The 14,810-nt window shown below is 64.4% G+C and carries 15 protein-coding genes and 1 pseudogene; 8 read left to right on the forward strand and 8 right to left on the reverse strand.

Going from position 1 to position 14,810, the window contains the following annotated elements; all coding sequences use genetic code 11:
• The first annotated feature begins 119 nt into the window (after positions 1 to 119).
• Positions 120 to 308, forward strand: coding sequence for a hypothetical protein (locus AC3WVQ_RS09010; RefSeq protein ID WP_113079769.1), 189 nt, complete (start codon positions 120 to 122; stop codon positions 306 to 308).
• Between the two features lie 82 nt (positions 309 to 390).
• On the opposite strand, the gene gnd is transcribed toward AC3WVQ_RS09010, so the two are convergent.
• From gnd to ccoG, 5 genes are all read right to left on the reverse strand, one after another.
• Positions 391 to 1,821 (reverse strand): NADP-dependent phosphogluconate dehydrogenase, encoded by a 1,431-nt coding sequence (gene gnd, locus AC3WVQ_RS09015; RefSeq protein WP_090293976.1) that lies wholly within the window; start codon positions 1,819 to 1,821, stop codon positions 391 to 393.
• Between the two features lie 180 nt (positions 1,822 to 2,001).
• Positions 2,002 to 2,160: a cbb3-type cytochrome oxidase assembly protein CcoS gene (ccoS, locus tag AC3WVQ_RS09020; protein WP_043615060.1), complete on the reverse strand. Its 159-nt coding sequence runs from the start codon at positions 2,158 to 2,160 to the stop codon at positions 2,002 to 2,004.
• Positions 2,157 to 4,445 carry a cation-translocating P-type ATPase gene (locus AC3WVQ_RS09025; RefSeq protein ID WP_090293978.1) on the reverse strand — a complete coding sequence of 763 codons (2,289 nt, stop codon included), beginning with the start codon at positions 4,443 to 4,445 and terminating at the stop codon, positions 2,157 to 2,159. The genes ccoS and AC3WVQ_RS09025 overlap by 4 nt, the downstream gene beginning before the upstream one ends.
• A complete protein-coding gene (locus AC3WVQ_RS09030; protein ID WP_034788399.1) occupies positions 4,442 to 4,954 on the reverse strand; it encodes a FixH family protein in 513 nt (170 codons plus the stop codon). Before AC3WVQ_RS09030 ends, AC3WVQ_RS09025 begins: the two co-directional genes overlap by 4 nt.
• Entirely contained in the window at positions 4,951 to 6,525 is a 1,575-nt protein-coding gene (gene ccoG / locus AC3WVQ_RS09035) for a cytochrome c oxidase accessory protein CcoG (protein WP_034788396.1), read from the reverse strand. The genes AC3WVQ_RS09030 and ccoG overlap by 4 nt, the downstream gene beginning before the upstream one ends.
• A 227-nt stretch (positions 6,526 to 6,752) precedes the next feature.
• Here ccoG and AC3WVQ_RS09040 point away from each other — a divergent pair, with 227 nt between their 5' ends.
• From AC3WVQ_RS09040 to AC3WVQ_RS09065, 6 genes and pseudogenes are all read left to right on the forward strand, one after another.
• The gene (locus AC3WVQ_RS09040; RefSeq protein ID WP_089044184.1) at positions 6,753 to 8,231 is read left to right on the forward strand and encodes an alanine/glycine:cation symporter family protein; all 1,479 of its coding nucleotides are present in this window, start codon (positions 6,753 to 6,755) and stop codon (positions 8,229 to 8,231) included.
• Positions 8,207 to 9,037, forward strand: a complete 831-nt coding sequence (locus tag AC3WVQ_RS09045) for a helix-turn-helix domain-containing protein (RefSeq protein ID WP_244546687.1) — start codon at positions 8,207 to 8,209, stop codon at positions 9,035 to 9,037. Before AC3WVQ_RS09040 ends, AC3WVQ_RS09045 begins: the two co-directional genes overlap by 25 nt.
• Positions 9,038 to 9,101: 64 nt before the next feature.
• On the forward strand, positions 9,102 to 9,512 hold the full coding sequence (locus AC3WVQ_RS09050; protein ID WP_090293980.1) for an SRPBCC family protein: 411 nt from the start codon (positions 9,102 to 9,104) through the stop codon (positions 9,510 to 9,512).
• A gap of 4 nt (positions 9,513 to 9,516) precedes the next feature.
• Positions 9,517 to 9,591, forward strand: a pseudogene (locus AC3WVQ_RS09055) (VOC family protein); the annotation flags it as partial.
• Positions 9,563 to 9,868 carry a VOC family protein gene (locus AC3WVQ_RS09060; RefSeq protein ID WP_492382701.1) on the forward strand — a complete coding sequence of 102 codons (306 nt, stop codon included), beginning with the start codon at positions 9,563 to 9,565 and terminating at the stop codon, positions 9,866 to 9,868. The pseudogene AC3WVQ_RS09055 and the gene AC3WVQ_RS09060, both read left to right, overlap by 29 nt.
• A gap of 138 nt (positions 9,869 to 10,006) precedes the next feature.
• Positions 10,007 to 10,903: a hypothetical protein gene (locus tag AC3WVQ_RS09065; protein WP_176960253.1), complete on the forward strand. Its 897-nt coding sequence runs from the start codon at positions 10,007 to 10,009 to the stop codon at positions 10,901 to 10,903.
• Positions 10,904 to 10,937: 34 nt separating this feature from the next.
• Here the strand turns inward: AC3WVQ_RS09065 and AC3WVQ_RS09070 are convergent, their stop codons facing one another.
• Positions 10,938 to 11,741 carry a helix-turn-helix transcriptional regulator gene (locus AC3WVQ_RS09070; protein ID WP_090293984.1) on the reverse strand — a complete coding sequence of 268 codons (804 nt, stop codon included), beginning with the start codon at positions 11,739 to 11,741 and terminating at the stop codon, positions 10,938 to 10,940.
• Between the two features lie 104 nt (positions 11,742 to 11,845).
• On the opposite strand from AC3WVQ_RS09070, the gene AC3WVQ_RS09075 reads away from it, so the two are divergent.
• Positions 11,846 to 13,399, forward strand: a complete 1,554-nt coding sequence (locus AC3WVQ_RS09075; protein WP_110818606.1) for an MFS transporter — start codon at positions 11,846 to 11,848, stop codon at positions 13,397 to 13,399.
• A gap of 379 nt (positions 13,400 to 13,778) precedes the next feature.
• Here AC3WVQ_RS09075 and ccoP read toward each other — a convergent pair whose 3' ends face one another.
• Both ccoP and AC3WVQ_RS09085 read right to left on the reverse strand, forming a co-directional pair.
• Positions 13,779 to 14,642, reverse strand: a complete 864-nt coding sequence (gene ccoP / locus AC3WVQ_RS09080; protein ID WP_034788383.1) for a cytochrome-c oxidase, cbb3-type subunit III — start codon at positions 14,640 to 14,642, stop codon at positions 13,779 to 13,781.
• Positions 14,643 to 14,646: 4 nt separating this feature from the next.
• Positions 14,647 to 14,799 (reverse strand): CcoQ/FixQ family Cbb3-type cytochrome c oxidase assembly chaperone, encoded by a 153-nt coding sequence (locus AC3WVQ_RS09085; protein ID WP_034788377.1) that lies wholly within the window; start codon positions 14,797 to 14,799, stop codon positions 14,647 to 14,649.
• Between the last annotated feature and the right edge of the window lie 11 nt (positions 14,800 to 14,810).

Here is a 14,810-nt window from a genome sequence, read left to right on the forward strand (position 1 = left end):
CAACAATCGGCACTTTCGGCCGTTTCCCGTCTGACGTACATTCACAGGAACGGACGCATGACGTCCACGATGCACGAAGGCCCTCCCGGAAGGGATGGCGAAGAAAGCGCGTGGGCACGATGAAGACCAAACATTATGTCTTTCAGATTTTTCGCGCTGCCTTCACCGACAGGCTGCTGTTGATCATCGTTGTGCTGATGATTGCCTCGCTTTTCGCCGTCCTGCCGATCAAGTCCTGTTCCAATCCCAGCGCGTCAGGCGGCGGGGGAACCGCGGAACGATCGGCACCTGTCTCGATGACGGGCTAGCATCCAGTCCAGTCAGCACGATTCCCAACCGAAAACGGGGCGACCCGAAGGCCGCCCCGCATTCATCTGTTTACTCGAACGCTCAGGCGTTCAGGCCGCTGCCCCACGGGCCATGATGGCTGTCGGCACCGTCGACGCGGTCAAAGCCATGGGCGCCGAAGAAGTCGCGCTGCGCCTGGATGACGTTGGCCGTGCCGCGGCCGCGGCGGTAGCTGTCGAAGTAGCCGAGTGCGGAGGCGAGTGCCGGAACCGGCAGGCCGCCGAGAACGGCGGCCGAGACGACGCGGCGCAGCGCCCCGTCGGTGTCCTTGACCATGGCGGCAAAGGCCGGCGTGACGATCAGGTTGGCGGCATCCGGCGCCTTGGTGAAGGCGGTGGTGATCTCGTCCAGGAACTGCGAACGGATGATGCAGCCGGCGCGCCAGATCTTGGCGATCGTCGGCATCGGCAGGTTCCAGTTGAACTCCTTGGACGCCGCCGACATCACGGCGAAGCCTTGCGCATAGGCGCCGATCTTGGCGGCAAGCAGCGCGCTTTCGAGATCCTTGATGAAGGCTGCCCTGTCGGCGACCTTGAACTCGCCAACTTGGGGAAGCCCGAGGATCTTTTCGGCCGCTTCGCGCTCGTCCTTCATCGAGGAGATGCTGCGGGCTGCAACCGCCGCCTCTATGCCGGTTGCCGGCACGCCCATGTTCTGCGCCTCGATCACCGACCACTTGCCGGTGCCCTTCTGACCGGCCTTGTCGAGGATCAGGTCGACGATCGGCTTGCCGGTCAAAGGATCGGCGGCCTTCAGCACCTTCTCGGTGATCTCGATCAGGTAGGAATTGAGGCGGCCCTTGTTCCAGGTGCCGAAGACTTCGCCGATCTCGCTCGCCGACATCTTCAGGCCGTCGCGCAGGATGCCGTAGATTTCGGCGATCATCTGCATGTCGGCATATTCGATGCCGTTGTGGATGGTCTTGACGAAGTGGCCGGCGCCGTTTTCGCCGAGCCAGGCGACGCAAGGCACGTTGTCATACTTGGCGGCGATCGAGGTCAGCACGCTCTCGACGCGCTTCCAGGACTCTTCCTTGCCGCCGACCATGATCGACGGGCCGTGGCGCGCGCCTTCCTCACCGCCGGAAACGCCCATGCCGATGAAGGTAAGACCCGAATCCTTCAGCGTCTCGAAGCGGCGCATCGTGTCGCGGAAGTTGGCGTTGCCGGCATCGATCATGATGTCGCCCTTGGCGAGATACGGCTTCAGGATTTCCATCTGCTGGTCGACCGGCTCGCCGGCCTTGATCATGATGATGATCGGACGCGGCGGGCGGATGGCGGCGACAAACTCTTCAATGGTGTCGCAGGGCACGATCTGGCCCTGGAGGTCGCCGGCCTCCGCGTAGAATTTGTGCGTCGCTTCGACGGTGCGGTTGAACACCGCGATCTTGTTGCCTTTTTCAGCGATGTTGAGCGCCAGGTTCGAGCCCATGACGCCGAGACCGATTAGGCCGATTTCCGCCTGTGACACGTGATTGCCTCCATTGGACAGAAGTGCCGGGCGCGATCGGGATAAACGCGTCTGTGCCGGCCCTTCGAATTGAACTTCGCCCCCTCGCGCGGGGCTCTGTCGAAGGCCCAGGCGCGAGAAGCGACGGCGGAGGTTGTTTTGGCATTCAAATCGATTAAGGACAAGTGATTACTGACGAAATCACTTCTTTTCAGGCTTGCCATCGCCATCGTCGAGCACCCGCCAGGAGGCGCCTTCGAGGTCTTCGTATTGGCCGCTCTTCAGTGCCCAAAGGAAGGCGACGAGGCCAATCCCACCGAGAAACAGCGCGATGGGAATGAGATAGATCAGCGTGTTCATGAGGCGCTCCCGACCGGCCGCAGCGTGACAGGTGCCTTCTGTTCGGCAACCTCCGTGACATTGCCGGTCGCCGCGCGCAGGCGCAAGGCGTTGGCAACGACGATCACCGACGAGGTCGACATGGCGACGGCCGCGATCAGCGGTGTGGCATAGCCGAGGATCGCGATCGGGACGGCGATGACGTTGTAGCCGATCGCCAGGGCAAAGTTCTGGCGGATCAGCCGCCCGGCCCGGCGCGACGTATCGATCGCCATCGGCACGGCGTTCAGCCCCTGGTGCAGGAAGACGAAGTCTGCCGCCTGGCGGCCAACATCGGCGGCCGTTGCCGGCGCCATCGAGACGTGCGCGGCGCGCAGCGCCGGCGCGTCGTTGATGCCGTCGCCGACCATCAGCACCCGGTGACCGCCCTCAGCGGCGGCCGCACATTCATCGACCTTGCCGCGCGGCGTCAGTTCCGCCTTGAAGCGCTCGATGCCGGCCCGCTTGGCGAGGGCGGAGACGACCGGCGCGCGGTCGCCCGAAAGAATGCCCGTCGAAAGGCCGAGCCGTCCAAGCTCCTCGATGCTCTCGCGGGCGAACGGCCTGAGCCGGTCCTCGAAGCGGAAGCAGGCGAGTTCGCGGCCATCGAGCGACAGGATCACTTCCGACTGGCCGGTCGCCTCGCCGGCATCGCCGCAGGCAAAGGCGCGGCTGCCAAGCCGGTAGAGACCGGCTTGCGTCTGCGCTTCAATGCCGGCACCGGGGATTTCGCGGATGTCGCCATTGACGACGGGCGCGATCGCCGCCGCATCATGAATGGCCATCGCCAGCGGATGGCGCGAATGCACGGCGAGCCCCGCCGCCGTCGCGAGGATCGATGGCTGAATGTCCCCGCCATTGACGAGCCGCGGCTCGCCAACCGTGAGTGTTCCGGTCTTGTCGAGCAGCACCGTATCGATCTCGGCAAGCCGCTCCATCGCCGAGCCGTCCTTGACCATGACGCCGTTCTGGAAGAGCCGTCCGGCGGCAATCACCTGCACGACAGGTACCGCAAGCCCGAGTGCGCAGGGGCAGGTGATGATCAGCACGGCGACGGCGACCAGCATCGCATGATGGAAATCGCCGTTGACGAACATCCAGCCGATGAAGCTGAGCAGAGCCAGCAGATGCACCGCCGGCGAATAATACTGTGCCGCGCGGTCGGCGATGCGGCGGTAGCGCGCCCTGCCCCCTTCGGCGGCTTCCATCAGCCCCATGATCTCGGCAAGCAGCGAGTCGCGTGCCGCCGCCGTCGCCTCGATCGTCAGCGGTCCTGTGAGGTTCAGCGTACCCGCCTCGACGGCGTCGCCGACCTTGACCGGCGCCGGCGCGCTCTCGCCATTGACGATCGAGCGATCGAGATCGCTGGTGCCAATGAGGATGCGGCCATCAACGGGGATGCGCTCGCCGGCAGCGATCGCCAGTTTCTCGCCTGGCTTGATCTCGTCGACAGGGCGATACTCGCGTCCGCCGTCAGCATCCACCACCATGGCGCCGCGCGGCGAAAGCCTCGCCAGGCTGCTGATCGCCGAGCGGGCGCGCCCGCGCATCATGTGGTCGAGCGTGCGGCCGATCAGCAGGAAGAAGAGCAGCATCACCGTGCCGTCGAACCAGGCATGGGTGCCGTGAGTGATCGTCTCGTAGAGCGAGATCGAATAGGAGAGCGTTATCGCCAGCGCAATCGGCACGTCCATGTTGGTACGGCCGTGCTTCAGCGCGTTCCAGGCGGACGCATAGAAGAAGCGTCCGGCATAGATCAGCGTAGGGGCGGCAATCAGCGCCGAGATCCAGTGAAAGAGATCGCGGGTCGCCGCCTCCGCCCCCGACCACACCGAGACCGAAAGCAGCATGATGTTGGCCGAGGCAAAACCCGAGACGGCAACGGCGCGCACCAGCTTCTTCAGTGTCTGATCGCCGTCTTCCTCGCCCGGCGCGAAAAGATGGGTCTCGTAGCCGCGCGAACGGATGGCCCGCGCCAGTTCCCGCGGATCGGTACGGGCGCCATTTACCTCTTCCTTCCAGACGATCGACACGCGCCGGGACGAAAGGTTCACGCGCGCCCGGTCAACCTCCGGCCGTGTCTTCAAGGCGCCCTCGATCGTGCTGATGCAGGCGCCGCAATGCACGCCGGGCACGCTCAAATCCGTCTGGCGCAGACCGCCGCCGAGCGACCGGCTCATCAACCACAGCTCTTCCGTTGTCGGCAGTCCCTGCCCGGCCCTGTCGACCTCCAGAGCCATTTCGGTTCCGGGAGCACAGCAGCTCATTTCGCAGCTCCCGGCACCATGAAGCGGATGGCCTGGCGGTAGACGACGGTCTCGCCTGATGTCGCGGTGATGTCGGCGATCCACTGGCCGCGCTTCAGCGCGGTTGCGGCAACGAAGACGCCCTCGCCCTGATGCGCCATCTCGACCGTGACGTCCTCATGCTCCTCGACCGGGCGTTTCAGCACAGCCACCACCTTGTCGGCAGTCATCTCCGGGTTGCCCCGGCGCGTCAGCGTGTAGCGCAGCGCCTCGTTTTCGACGCTGAGCTTGCCGTCGAGGCCATCGGCGACAAAGGCCTTCGCTTCCTTCACCTTGCCGTTGAACTGCTGGCTCGCGACATAGGTGTTCTGCACCACCAATCCGCTCCAGCTATGGCTGGCGTTCCAGGCCATGATCAGATTGACGGTGATGATCGTGCCGAAGAACAGCACCATGACGCCGAGCATGTGCCAGCCGGTGAAGGGTCGCGGTGCCTTTGCCTGTTTCGCCCCTGCCTGGTTTATCGTCATTTTGCGGCTCCCGGGCTGTTGAAGTTGGCCTTGTAGACGTCGCGCTCATGGCTCGACGGATCCTCGACGATCAGGCTGAAACCGTCGTCCGCCTCGCCGAGCTTGTCCTTTGGCAGCGTCACGAACACCTTGACTGCCGTCACCTTGTCCGGATCGACACCGAGGGCGAAGGTCCGGCCGTCGCCCGCTGCCTGGCCGGCGATGCGCATGGTCGCAGAGGGCATCCCGTCGATTGCGAGCGTGATCGTGCGTTGTTCGGGGATCATGTTCAAGAGCTTGACCATGTAGCCGTTGCGCACCGAACCATCGGATTCGACGACGAACTGCGGGTTGCGGTCGTGCAGCACGTTGAGTTCCAGCCGGTCGCGCGACAGGAGCGCATAGAGCAGACCGATACCGACCAGCGTCCAGACGCCGAGATAGACGAGCACACGGGGCCGGAAGACGATCTTCCAGTTGAAGTGGCGAACCTTGTCCGAAAATGCGCCGTCGGCGTTGCGCACCCGACCCGGATCGATCGCCGCCGTACCGCCATTGGTGGCCAGCGCCATGTTGGCGGCATAGTCGTTGAGCGTCGCATAGGAAATCAGCCCGCGTTCACGGCCGAGCTTGTCCATGACACCGTCGCAGGCATCGATGCAGAGCGCGCAGGTGATGCATTCGAGTTGCTGGCCGTCGCGAATGTCGATGCCCATCGGACAGACGACGACGCAGGCGTTGCAATCGACGCAATCGCCGACGGCCTCCCCGGCAGCGACGGCCTTTTTCTGGTGGCGCGAGCGCGGCTCGCCGCGCCAGTCGTTATAGGTCACGACCAGCGAGTTTTCGTCGAGCATTGCCGCCTGGATGCGCGGCCACGGGCACATATAGGTGCAGACCTGCTCGCGCATCAGTCCACCGAAGACATAGGTCGTCGCCGTGAGAATCGCGACGGTCATGTAGGCGACCATGGGCGCTTCCAGCGAAACGAAGCTTTTCAAAAGCGTCGGCGCATCGGCGAAATAGAAGATCCAGGCGCCGCCCGTGGCGATGCCGATCATGATCCAGATCGAGTGCTTCGACACCCGCTTGACGATCTTGTCGAACGTCCAGGGACCGGCATCGAGCTTCATGCGGGCATTGCGGTCGCCTTCGATATAGCGTTCGACCACCAGGAAGAGATCGACCCATACCGTCTGCGGACAGGTATAGCCGCACCAGGCGCGGCCGACGGCAGACGTCACCAGGAACAGGCCGAAGCCGGCCATGACGAGCAGGCCTGCGACGAAGAAGAACTCCTGCGGCCAGATCTCGATGAAGAAGAAATAGAAGCGCCGGGCGGCGATATCGACGAGCACAGCCTGGTCCGGCGCATGCTCGCCACGATCCCAACGGATCCAGGGCGTCAGATAATAGATGCCGAGCGTCACCAGCATCACCAGCCACTTGAAGCGACGGAAGCTGCCTTCGGCACGCTTCGGGAAGATCTTCTTGCGCTTTTCGTAGAGCGGCTTGCGCACATGCGCCGCATTGACCGGTTCGGCCTCGTGACGTTCGACGGAGGCAGGATTTGCGGCGGATTGTGGGCTCATTTGTGGGAAATCCCCGGATATGTCATGTATTGCATCACGTTTTGCCTGATTTGGCGGCCGAAAACGTTGATCTGTGTCAAGTTTGCGGGCTAAAGCGCCAGCATGCGGCGAAAGGTCCAGGCGCTCGAAAGAGATGCCAGGCTCAAAAGTAGTAAACGGCCTTTCCCATTCGATCCGTACCGCGGTTCGCCACATCACCACACCTTGCAATACCAATGAGGAACCGCATGGACACGATCATCGGCTTTCTGAACACGATCTTTTGGGGCTACGTGCTGATCTACGGCCTGCTCGCCGTCGGCATCTACTTCACCCTGCGCCTCGGCTTTCCGCAGATCGTGCATTTCGGCGAGATGTTCCGGGTCTTAAGCAGCGGCGGCTCGAAGGATGCGGCCGGTATCAGCCCGTTCCAGGCGCTGACCGTCAGCCTCGCCTCGCGCGTCGGCACCGGCAACCTCGCCGGCGTTGCCGTTGCGCTCTATCTCGGTGGTCCCGGTGCCACCTTCTGGATGTGGATGGTGGCGCTCGTCGGCATGGCGACGGCCTATGCGGAAAGCGCGCTGGCGCAGCTCTACAAGGTGCGCAACGAAAACGGTCAATATCGCGGCGGTCCCGCCTTCTACATCGCCCGCGGCCTCAACGCGCCCTGGGCGGCGACGATCTTCTCCGTCTGCCTGATCCTCTCCTTCGGCCTCGTCTTCAACGCCGTGCAGGCCAATTCCATCGCGGACGCCGTCCAGGGTGCGTTCGGTGTGCCTAAGATCGCCGTCGGTATCGCGGTTGCGACCATCTCCGGCATCGTCATCTTCGGCGGCATCCGCCAGATCGCCCGCGTCGCCGAAATCGTCGTGCCCTTCATGGCGATCGCCTATCTCCTGACCGCGATCTACGTGCTCGTCGTCAACGCGTCGATCGTGCCGAGCGTGCTGTGGACGATCATCTCCAGCGCCTTTGGCCTGCAGGAAGCGGCAGGCGGTGTCGCCGGCGGCGTCACGGCTGCGATGATGAACGGCGTCAAGCGTGGCCTGTTTTCCAACGAAGCCGGGATGGGCTCGGCCCCGAATATCGCGGCCGTCGCCACGCCCGTGCCGCATCACCCGGCATCGCAGGGCTTTGTGCAGTCGCTCGGCGTCTTCATCGATACGATCCTGATCTGCACCGCGACCTCGGTCATGATCCTGCTGTCGGGCACTTTGGAACCCGGTTCCGGCGTCACCGGAACGCAACTGACGCAAGCGGCCATGAACGTGCATATCGGCTGGGCCGGCAGCTACTTCATTGCCATCGCGATCTTCTTCTTCGCCTTCACCTCGATCATCGGCAACTATTCCTATGCGGAGAATGCGCTCACCTATCTCGGCGGCGCCAATCGCGTCGGCGTTCTGGTCATGCGCTGCGCCGTGCTCGTCATGGTCGTCTGGGGTGCGTCCGAAAGCATCACCACCGTGTTCGACGCGGCAGACGCCTCGATGGGGCTGATGGCGACGATCAACCTCATTGCCATCGTGCTCCTCTCCGGTACCATTGCCAAACTGACGAAGGACTATTTCGCCCAGCGCCGGCAGGGTCTCGACCCGGTGTTCCATGCGGCCGACTATCCGGAGCTGCAGGGCCAGATCGACGGCGAGATCTGGTCGCGCCAAGAGGCGGCCGGCACGGTCCGAAGCGTGGAGGACAAGGCATGGACGGCGCCCACGGGCCGCTGAGTCAGACGGAGCCGGCTCCGACAGAGCCGACACTGGCCAAGCGGCGCGGTATCTATCGAGAGTATGCCGCGCCCGGCGCACTCGGCGGCCATGTCGAATGCCTCTGGCGCCACCAATTGCCGGAGGGGACGGCCGCACCCATCGCGGTCGTACCCGACGGCTGTGTCGATATCCTCTGGTCCAGGCACGGCCTGGCGGTTGCCGGGCCCGACCGGGTGGCCGCCTTCCCCGTCTTCGCGCCGGGCACCGACATCATCGGCCTGCGCTTCCGCCCGGGCATCGCGGCGTCCTTCCTGCACACATCGCTTTCGCAGATCATCGGCGCGGTCGTTCCGCTCGACGCCTTCTGGGGTCCAGCCGCGCGCAAACTCGAAACCAGGATTGAGGACGCGCCCGATGCGGTCCACCGCGCCGAGATGCTCACGGAAGCGGTGCTTGAGCGCCTGCCGGCCGTCTCGCCGCCATCAGGCGATATCGCCGCCACCCTCGCCCATCTGCGGCAGAGCCATGGCTCGTCCGACAACCCCATCCGCGCCCTCGCTGCCGTCACCGGCACCAGTGAAAGGACGCTGAGGCGCCGCTGCCACGAGCATTTCGGCTACGGCGCCAAGACGCTCGACCGCATCCTGAGACTGCAGCGCTTCCTCGGGGCTTGCCAAAGGGACCCCTCCGCCACGCTCGGCCTGCTTGCGCTCGATGCCGGCTATGCCGACCAGGCGCATCTGTCGCGCGAGGCCAGGCAGCTGACCTCGCTCTCACCCGCCGAAATCCGCCGCCAGCTCGTCGGTGACCGGCGGGCGGCCTGACTGGCCGTTTCGTTCAAGACCGGTCGGGCGACCCGTGCTACTCCGTCATGCAGGAGAACAAAGCATGGCAACACTTGAAGCAAAGATCGTTCACACCACCATCGACCGCGACTGGCGCGACGTCTATGCCTTCATGGCAAAGCCCGAGAACATGCCGCGCTGGGCGTCCGGCCTGTCGTCGGGCTTGACCCGCGAGGGTGATCACTGGCTGGCGCCGGGTCCGCTCGGTAATGCCCGCGTGCGCTTTGCGCCTGACAACGCCTTCGGCGTCACCGATCATCTCGTCACGCTGGAAGGCGGCACAGAGGTCCACAATGCGCTGCGCGTCGTGCCGAACGGCGACGGCGCGGAGGTGATGTTCACGCTGCTGCGGCAGCCGGGCATGAGCGCAGAACAATTTGCCGGCGATGCCGGCTGGGTGGCGAAGGATCTCGCCACTTTGAAATCGATCATGGAATCCGGAGAAGACAGGTAGAAAAATGGGTAACAAGGGCAACGACAGCCGCATCGACTATGTCGAGTTCAATGTCTCCGACATCGCCGCCACCAAGGCCTTCTACGGCAGCGCCTTCGGCTGGACCTTACGACTACGGCCCGGAATATTGCGAATTCCAGGACGGCCGACTGACCGGCGGCTTTACCACCACCGGCCCGGTCGGCAGCGGCGGACCGCTGATCATCCTCTATGCCGACAAGCTCGAGGATATGCTCGCCCGCGTCGAAAAGGCCGGAGGCAGGATCGTCAAGCCGATCTTCACCTTCCCTGGCGGAAGGCGCTTTCATTTCGCCGACCCGGATGGTTACGAACTGGCGGTCTGGTCTGCGCAGTAAATTGCCGGGAGGGTCAGGCCAAGAGGGCGGTGGCCCTACGACCGCACCGCTTCCCTGTGGACACGCCCTCCCGCTTTACGCCGGTTTAATCTCTACACGTCAGAATTGCGCGCGACGAACACGAGGGCGCGCAAGAGCATGGCCGACACGCATGATTTTCTGAAGAACTCCGTCATCATCGGCGCCCATCCCGATGACGAGTTGCTGTGGTTCACCTCGATCCTCCGAAAAGTCGACGAGGTGATCATCCTTTACCGCGATATCTGGTCGGAGCCGCAGATGGGCGACGCACGCGCCGCTGCGATCAAGGCCTACCCACGCGGCAAAGTGCGCTTTCTGGAAATGGAAGAAACCGGCTCCTTCGATTGCGCCGACTGGACGAACCCGAAGCCCGGTCCCTTCGGCATGGAGTTCGGCACCGAAGGCACACGCCGCGAAGCCAAGCGCATCGTCAAGAAATCGCTGTCGCAGATCATGCCCGGCAGCTTCCGCCACTCCACCCGGCCGATCGCCCAGGCTTACCGGGACAATTACGAAACGCTCTATCGTACGCTGCTGCCGCTCCTGAAGCCCGACATGAACGTCTTCACCCACAATCCCTGGGGCGAATACGGCCATGAGGATCACGTCCAGGTCTTCCGGGTGCTGGACCGGCTGCGCGACGAGATCGGCTTCAAGCTCTGGATGTCGAACTATTGCACCGAGCGCTCCATGCCGCTCGCCATGCAGTATTTCAGCCGCAGGCCGCAAGACTATATCCGTCTGCCCGCCGACAAGGGCTTCGCCGAGCAGGTGGCAAACATCTACCGCCAGCACGGCTGCTGGACCTGGCGCGACGACTGGATCTGGTTCGACGACGAGTGCTTCATGGAAGCGCCGTCGAGCAAGCCGGAAAGCGGCGGTTTTCACCTCCTGCCGATGAACCTTTTCAACTTCGGCACGGTCGTGAGAAAGCCGGTCAACACCTCGCTGCTGCTCGGCACTGCGCTATCGAGCGTCGTGGTCGGCGCTACCATAGCCGCAGCCCTCGAATAAGAAGGCCCGGCGCCTGCCGCTTCGGGCGTCGCCGTCAGGCAAGCGCCGGTTCGGCGAAGTAAACCACCATCCGCAGATGCCGGTGCTCGTCCACAACCAACGTCTCGTGCCGGAAACGCAGGCGCCCGCCCCCGGCATCGATCAGGGACCCGATCCCGCGACGGACCTCGTCAACGCCAGGCGCTGCCCACCAGCGCCTGAAATCGGCCGACAGGTCCTTCAGGCTTTCGACCAGGGCCAGCATCGACGGATCATCCGGCGCCACGGCAAAATCGTATCGGAACTGGGCAAGCAGCTTCGGCGCATCCTCGCGCCAGGCGGGCATGCGCCTTCGTATCTCGGGATCGGCAAACACCATTTGCAGGATATTGCCAAGCTCCGGCTGCCGGGCGCTAAAGCCGAACAGAGCGTCTGCCGCAGCGTTCCAGGCAACGACATCCCAGCGCAGGTTGATCACATGGGCCGGCCGGACCGTGAGCTCGTCCAGCAACGTCTGGATCAGCGGCGAAACGGTAACGCGATGATGTGCCTCCGGCGGTGGCGGCCGCTTGTGGGCAAGCAGGAACAGATGGCTGCATTCGGCGTCGTCGAGCTTCAGCGCTCGCGCCACATTCAGCAGGAACGCCTCCGACACTTTGATGTCGCGCCCTTGCTCGAACCACGTGTACCAGGTGAGCCCGACACCGGCGAGCGCTGCCACCTCCTCCCGCCTGAGGCCCGGGGTGCGCCGCCGCCCGGTGAAGGCAAGGCCGGCATCGGCCGGCGTCAGCTTCGCCCTGTGTCTCGTCAAAAACTCCGACAGCTCGTTCTTGCTTCGCTCAAGACTTCGTTCGTTCACGCTATTGCTCTCAGTAATAGGATAACTACTTAAATTGTGACAGGATGATTGTGCCCTGAAGATGTGGTCTCCGCAACCAGCCCAAGCGAAGACGGAGGCCACTTTTGACAATTCTCAGCGACCGACCATCCCACCTCACCGACCATGCCGATCCCGGTGAAACGCGTGCGGGCCTGCGAGAATGGGCCGGGCTCGCCCTGCTCGCGCTCCCCACCATCCTGCTCGGGGCCGACCTGACGCTGCTGCATCTCGCTTTGCCGGCGCTCGCGGCGGATCTGAAGCCCACCAGCACCCAGGCGCTCTGGATCGTCGATGCCTACGGCTTCATGATCGCGGGCTTTCTGATCACCATGGGAACGCTCGGCGACCGCATCGGTCGCCGCAAGCTCCTGATGCTGGGCGCGGCCGCCTTCGGCGTCGCCTCGGTGCTTTCGGCCTATTCCACCAGCGCCACCATGCTGATCACTGCACGCGCGGCACTCGGCGTTGCCGGCGCAACGCTGATGCCGCCGACCCTGGCGCTGATCAGCAACATGTTCCTGAACCCGCACCAGCGCGCGCTTGCGATCGGCGTCTGGGCGACCATGTTCGCGCTCGGCATGGCCGCGGGGCCGATCGTCGGCGGCATCCTGCTCGAACGTTACTGGTGGGGGGCTGCCTTCCTCGTCGCACTGCCGATCGTCGGGCTGCTGCTCATCGTCGCGCCGTTTCTGCTGCCGGAATATCGTGCCCCGCAATCGGACCGCCTGGACATGGCCAGTGTGGCGCTGTCGCTGGCGGGGCTGCTGCCCATCGTCTACGGCATCAAGCAGATCGCCAAGGATGGCCTTGGGCGCGGCGCCACGCTCGGCCTGACCGTCGGCCTCGTCGCCACGCTCCTCTTCATCCGGCGACAACGCCGGCTTCGAAGCCCGCTGATCGACCTCGAGCTCTTCTCCGACCGCGCCTTCCGCACCGCGCTGTTGATCCTCCTGATCGGCCTGACGGCTGTCGGCGGCACGATGCTGCTCGTCACCCAGTATCTGCAGCTCGTCGTCGGGCTTTCTCCGCTGTCGGCGGGCCTGAGAATGGGCCCCTCGGCGCTCGCCATGCTTTTGGCCGGCATCACCGCACCGCTCATCGCCAGGCGCTTCGGCCCCGGCCCCGTGATCGCAGCGGCGCTGGCGCTCTCGGTGGTCGGCTACCTCCTGCTCGCCCAGCTCGGCCATACGCCATACGGGGTCGGGCTGGTAACCGCCGCATTTGCGCTCGTCTATCTCGGCCTTGGAACCATTGCCGCGCTTGGCACCGATCTCGTCGTCAGTGCAGCGCCCGCCGAAAAGGCCGGTTCGGCCTCGGCCCTCTCCGAAGTGGTGCAGGAACTCGGCCTTGCCGTCGGCATCGCCACGCTCGGCAGCCTGACCACCGCCGTCTACCGCATCGAAATGGCCGGCCAGACGCTGATCCCCGGCGAGATCGGCGACAGGCTGTCGGACAGCCTCGCCGGCGCCGTATCCGTCGCGACCGAGCTACCGGCGGGCATGCTGGAGCAAGCCCAGGCCGCCTTCATGACCGGCTTCAACGCAGCCGCCGCCGTTTGCGCCGTCGCCATCGCGATCATGGCGACGCTGGCCGTGGTTTCGTTGCGAAGGCGTGTCGGCGAAAAGGCGAGATCTTGAGAGGACACGTCGGCCAATTCATTGACATTTCCCCTCAATGACGAAACGTCTCCAGATGAAAAAGGCCGCGCCCTTTGGCGCGGCCTTTTCGACTGGATGGATGAGAGCTGCCCCTCACTGTCCTGCCGGACATCTCTCCCCGCCTGGCGGGGAGAGGAACGCTGGGGTCACCCGCCCGGCATCAAGCCTGAAAAGTCTGAGCGGTAGCCCACTCAAGAACGTGATGGGCGGCTCCATCGCCAACCATACTTTTAACCTGGCGAGGCTAGCGCGGCTTGCGCCCTTCTCCCCGCCTGGCGGGGAGAAGGGCCAGCAGGCGAATGAGGGGCGCCACCATCACCTACGGATGCGTGGCAGGTCCGCAAGCCCCTCGTTCCTCTTATTCGCCGCCACCCAGCGAATGCACGAAGATGGCGAGCTGCTTGACGGTGGTGTCGCCGAGGCGCGGCAGCCAGGCGGGCATGACGCCGTGCTTGGGCGCCTTCATCTGGGCGACGATCGCCTGTTCGCTCGAGCCGTTGAGCCACAGCGCATCGGCAAGGTTGGGCGCGCCGAACTCGCGGTTGCCCTTGGCGTCGGCACCGTGGCAGGAGGCGCAGTTTGCCTCAAACAGCGCCTTGCCCGGCTCTACCATGGAGGCATCCGACGGCGTGCCGGTGAGGCTGACGACATAGGCCGCCGTCTGCTTGATCTCTTCCGGCTGCAGGATTTCCGCGAAGGACGGCATTTCCGAGACGCGGGTGTCGTCGTCGCCGTTATAGCGGATGCCGTGGGCGATCGTCTGGTAGATCTCTTCGGGCTTGCCGCCCCAGAGCCAGTCGTCGTCGTTCAGGTTCGGGAAGCCGGCAGAACCGGCCGCACCCGAGCCGTGGCACTGGGCGCAGTTGACCTTGAAGGCCGAGGCACCGCCGGAAACGGCGAAGTGCTGCAGCTGCGGATCGGCCATGATGTCGGCGAGCGAGCTCGACGCGATCTTCTCGATGTTGCCGGCCTGCGCCGCCTTGGCGCTGGCAAGCTCCGCACTCACCTCGGCGCGGCTCGAATAGCCGAGCACGCCCTTGGTGGCGTCGGTCAGAAGCGGCACCGCCGGATAGACGATCATGTAGCCGACCGCCCAGACGATGGTCGCGTAGAAGGTATAGACCCACCAGCGCGGCATCGGGTTGTTAAGCTCGCGGATACCGTCCCATTCGTGGCCGGTGGTCTCGACGCCGCTGATTTCGTCGACGTGTTTGTCCGCCATTCTATTAATCCTCCTTCAGGGGGATGGCTGCGGCATCATCGGCGGCCTTCTTGGCGCCGGGCCGGAAGATGAAGGCGACGACGCCCAGGAAGAAGAGCGTCATGGCAAGGAGCGCCCAGCTATCGGCGAACTGGCGCATGGCCGTATAGGTTTCCATGGTGCGGTCTC

This window comes from Ensifer sp. EB106-05-01-XG146, assembly GCF_058791875.1.

Excerpts from the sequence above, each read along its gene's own strand:
- AC3WVQ_RS09010 (WP_113079769.1), top strand. The coding sequence starts at position 120 with ATGAAGACCAAACATTATGTCTTTCAGATTTTTCGCGCTGCCTTCACC.
- ccoS (WP_043615060.1), bottom strand. The coding sequence starts at position 2,160 with ATGAACACGCTGATCTATCTCATTCCCATCGCGCTGTTTCTCGGTGGG.
- AC3WVQ_RS09025 (WP_090293978.1), bottom strand. The coding sequence starts at position 4,445 with ATGAGCTGCTGTGCTCCCGGAACCGAAATGGCTCTGGAGGTCGACAGG.
- AC3WVQ_RS09030 (WP_034788399.1), bottom strand. The coding sequence starts at position 4,954 with ATGACGATAAACCAGGCAGGGGCGAAACAGGCAAAGGCACCGCGACCC.
- ccoG (WP_034788396.1), bottom strand. The coding sequence starts at position 6,525 with ATGAGCCCACAATCCGCCGCAAATCCTGCCTCCGTCGAACGTCACGAG.
- AC3WVQ_RS09040 (WP_089044184.1), top strand. The coding sequence starts at position 6,753 with ATGGACACGATCATCGGCTTTCTGAACACGATCTTTTGGGGCTACGTG.
- AC3WVQ_RS09045 (WP_244546687.1), top strand. The coding sequence starts at position 8,207 with ATGGACGGCGCCCACGGGCCGCTGAGTCAGACGGAGCCGGCTCCGACA.
- AC3WVQ_RS09050 (WP_090293980.1), top strand. The coding sequence starts at position 9,102 with ATGGCAACACTTGAAGCAAAGATCGTTCACACCACCATCGACCGCGAC.
- AC3WVQ_RS09060 (WP_492382701.1), top strand. The coding sequence starts at position 9,563 with ATGTCTCCGACATCGCCGCCACCAAGGCCTTCTACGGCAGCGCCTTCG.
- AC3WVQ_RS09065 (WP_176960253.1), top strand. The coding sequence starts at position 10,007 with ATGGCCGACACGCATGATTTTCTGAAGAACTCCGTCATCATCGGCGCC.
- ccoP (WP_034788383.1), bottom strand. The coding sequence starts at position 14,642 with ATGGCGGACAAACACGTCGACGAAATCAGCGGCGTCGAGACCACCGGC.
- AC3WVQ_RS09085 (WP_034788377.1), bottom strand. The coding sequence starts at position 14,799 with ATGGAAACCTATACGGCCATGCGCCAGTTCGCCGATAGCTGGGCGCTC.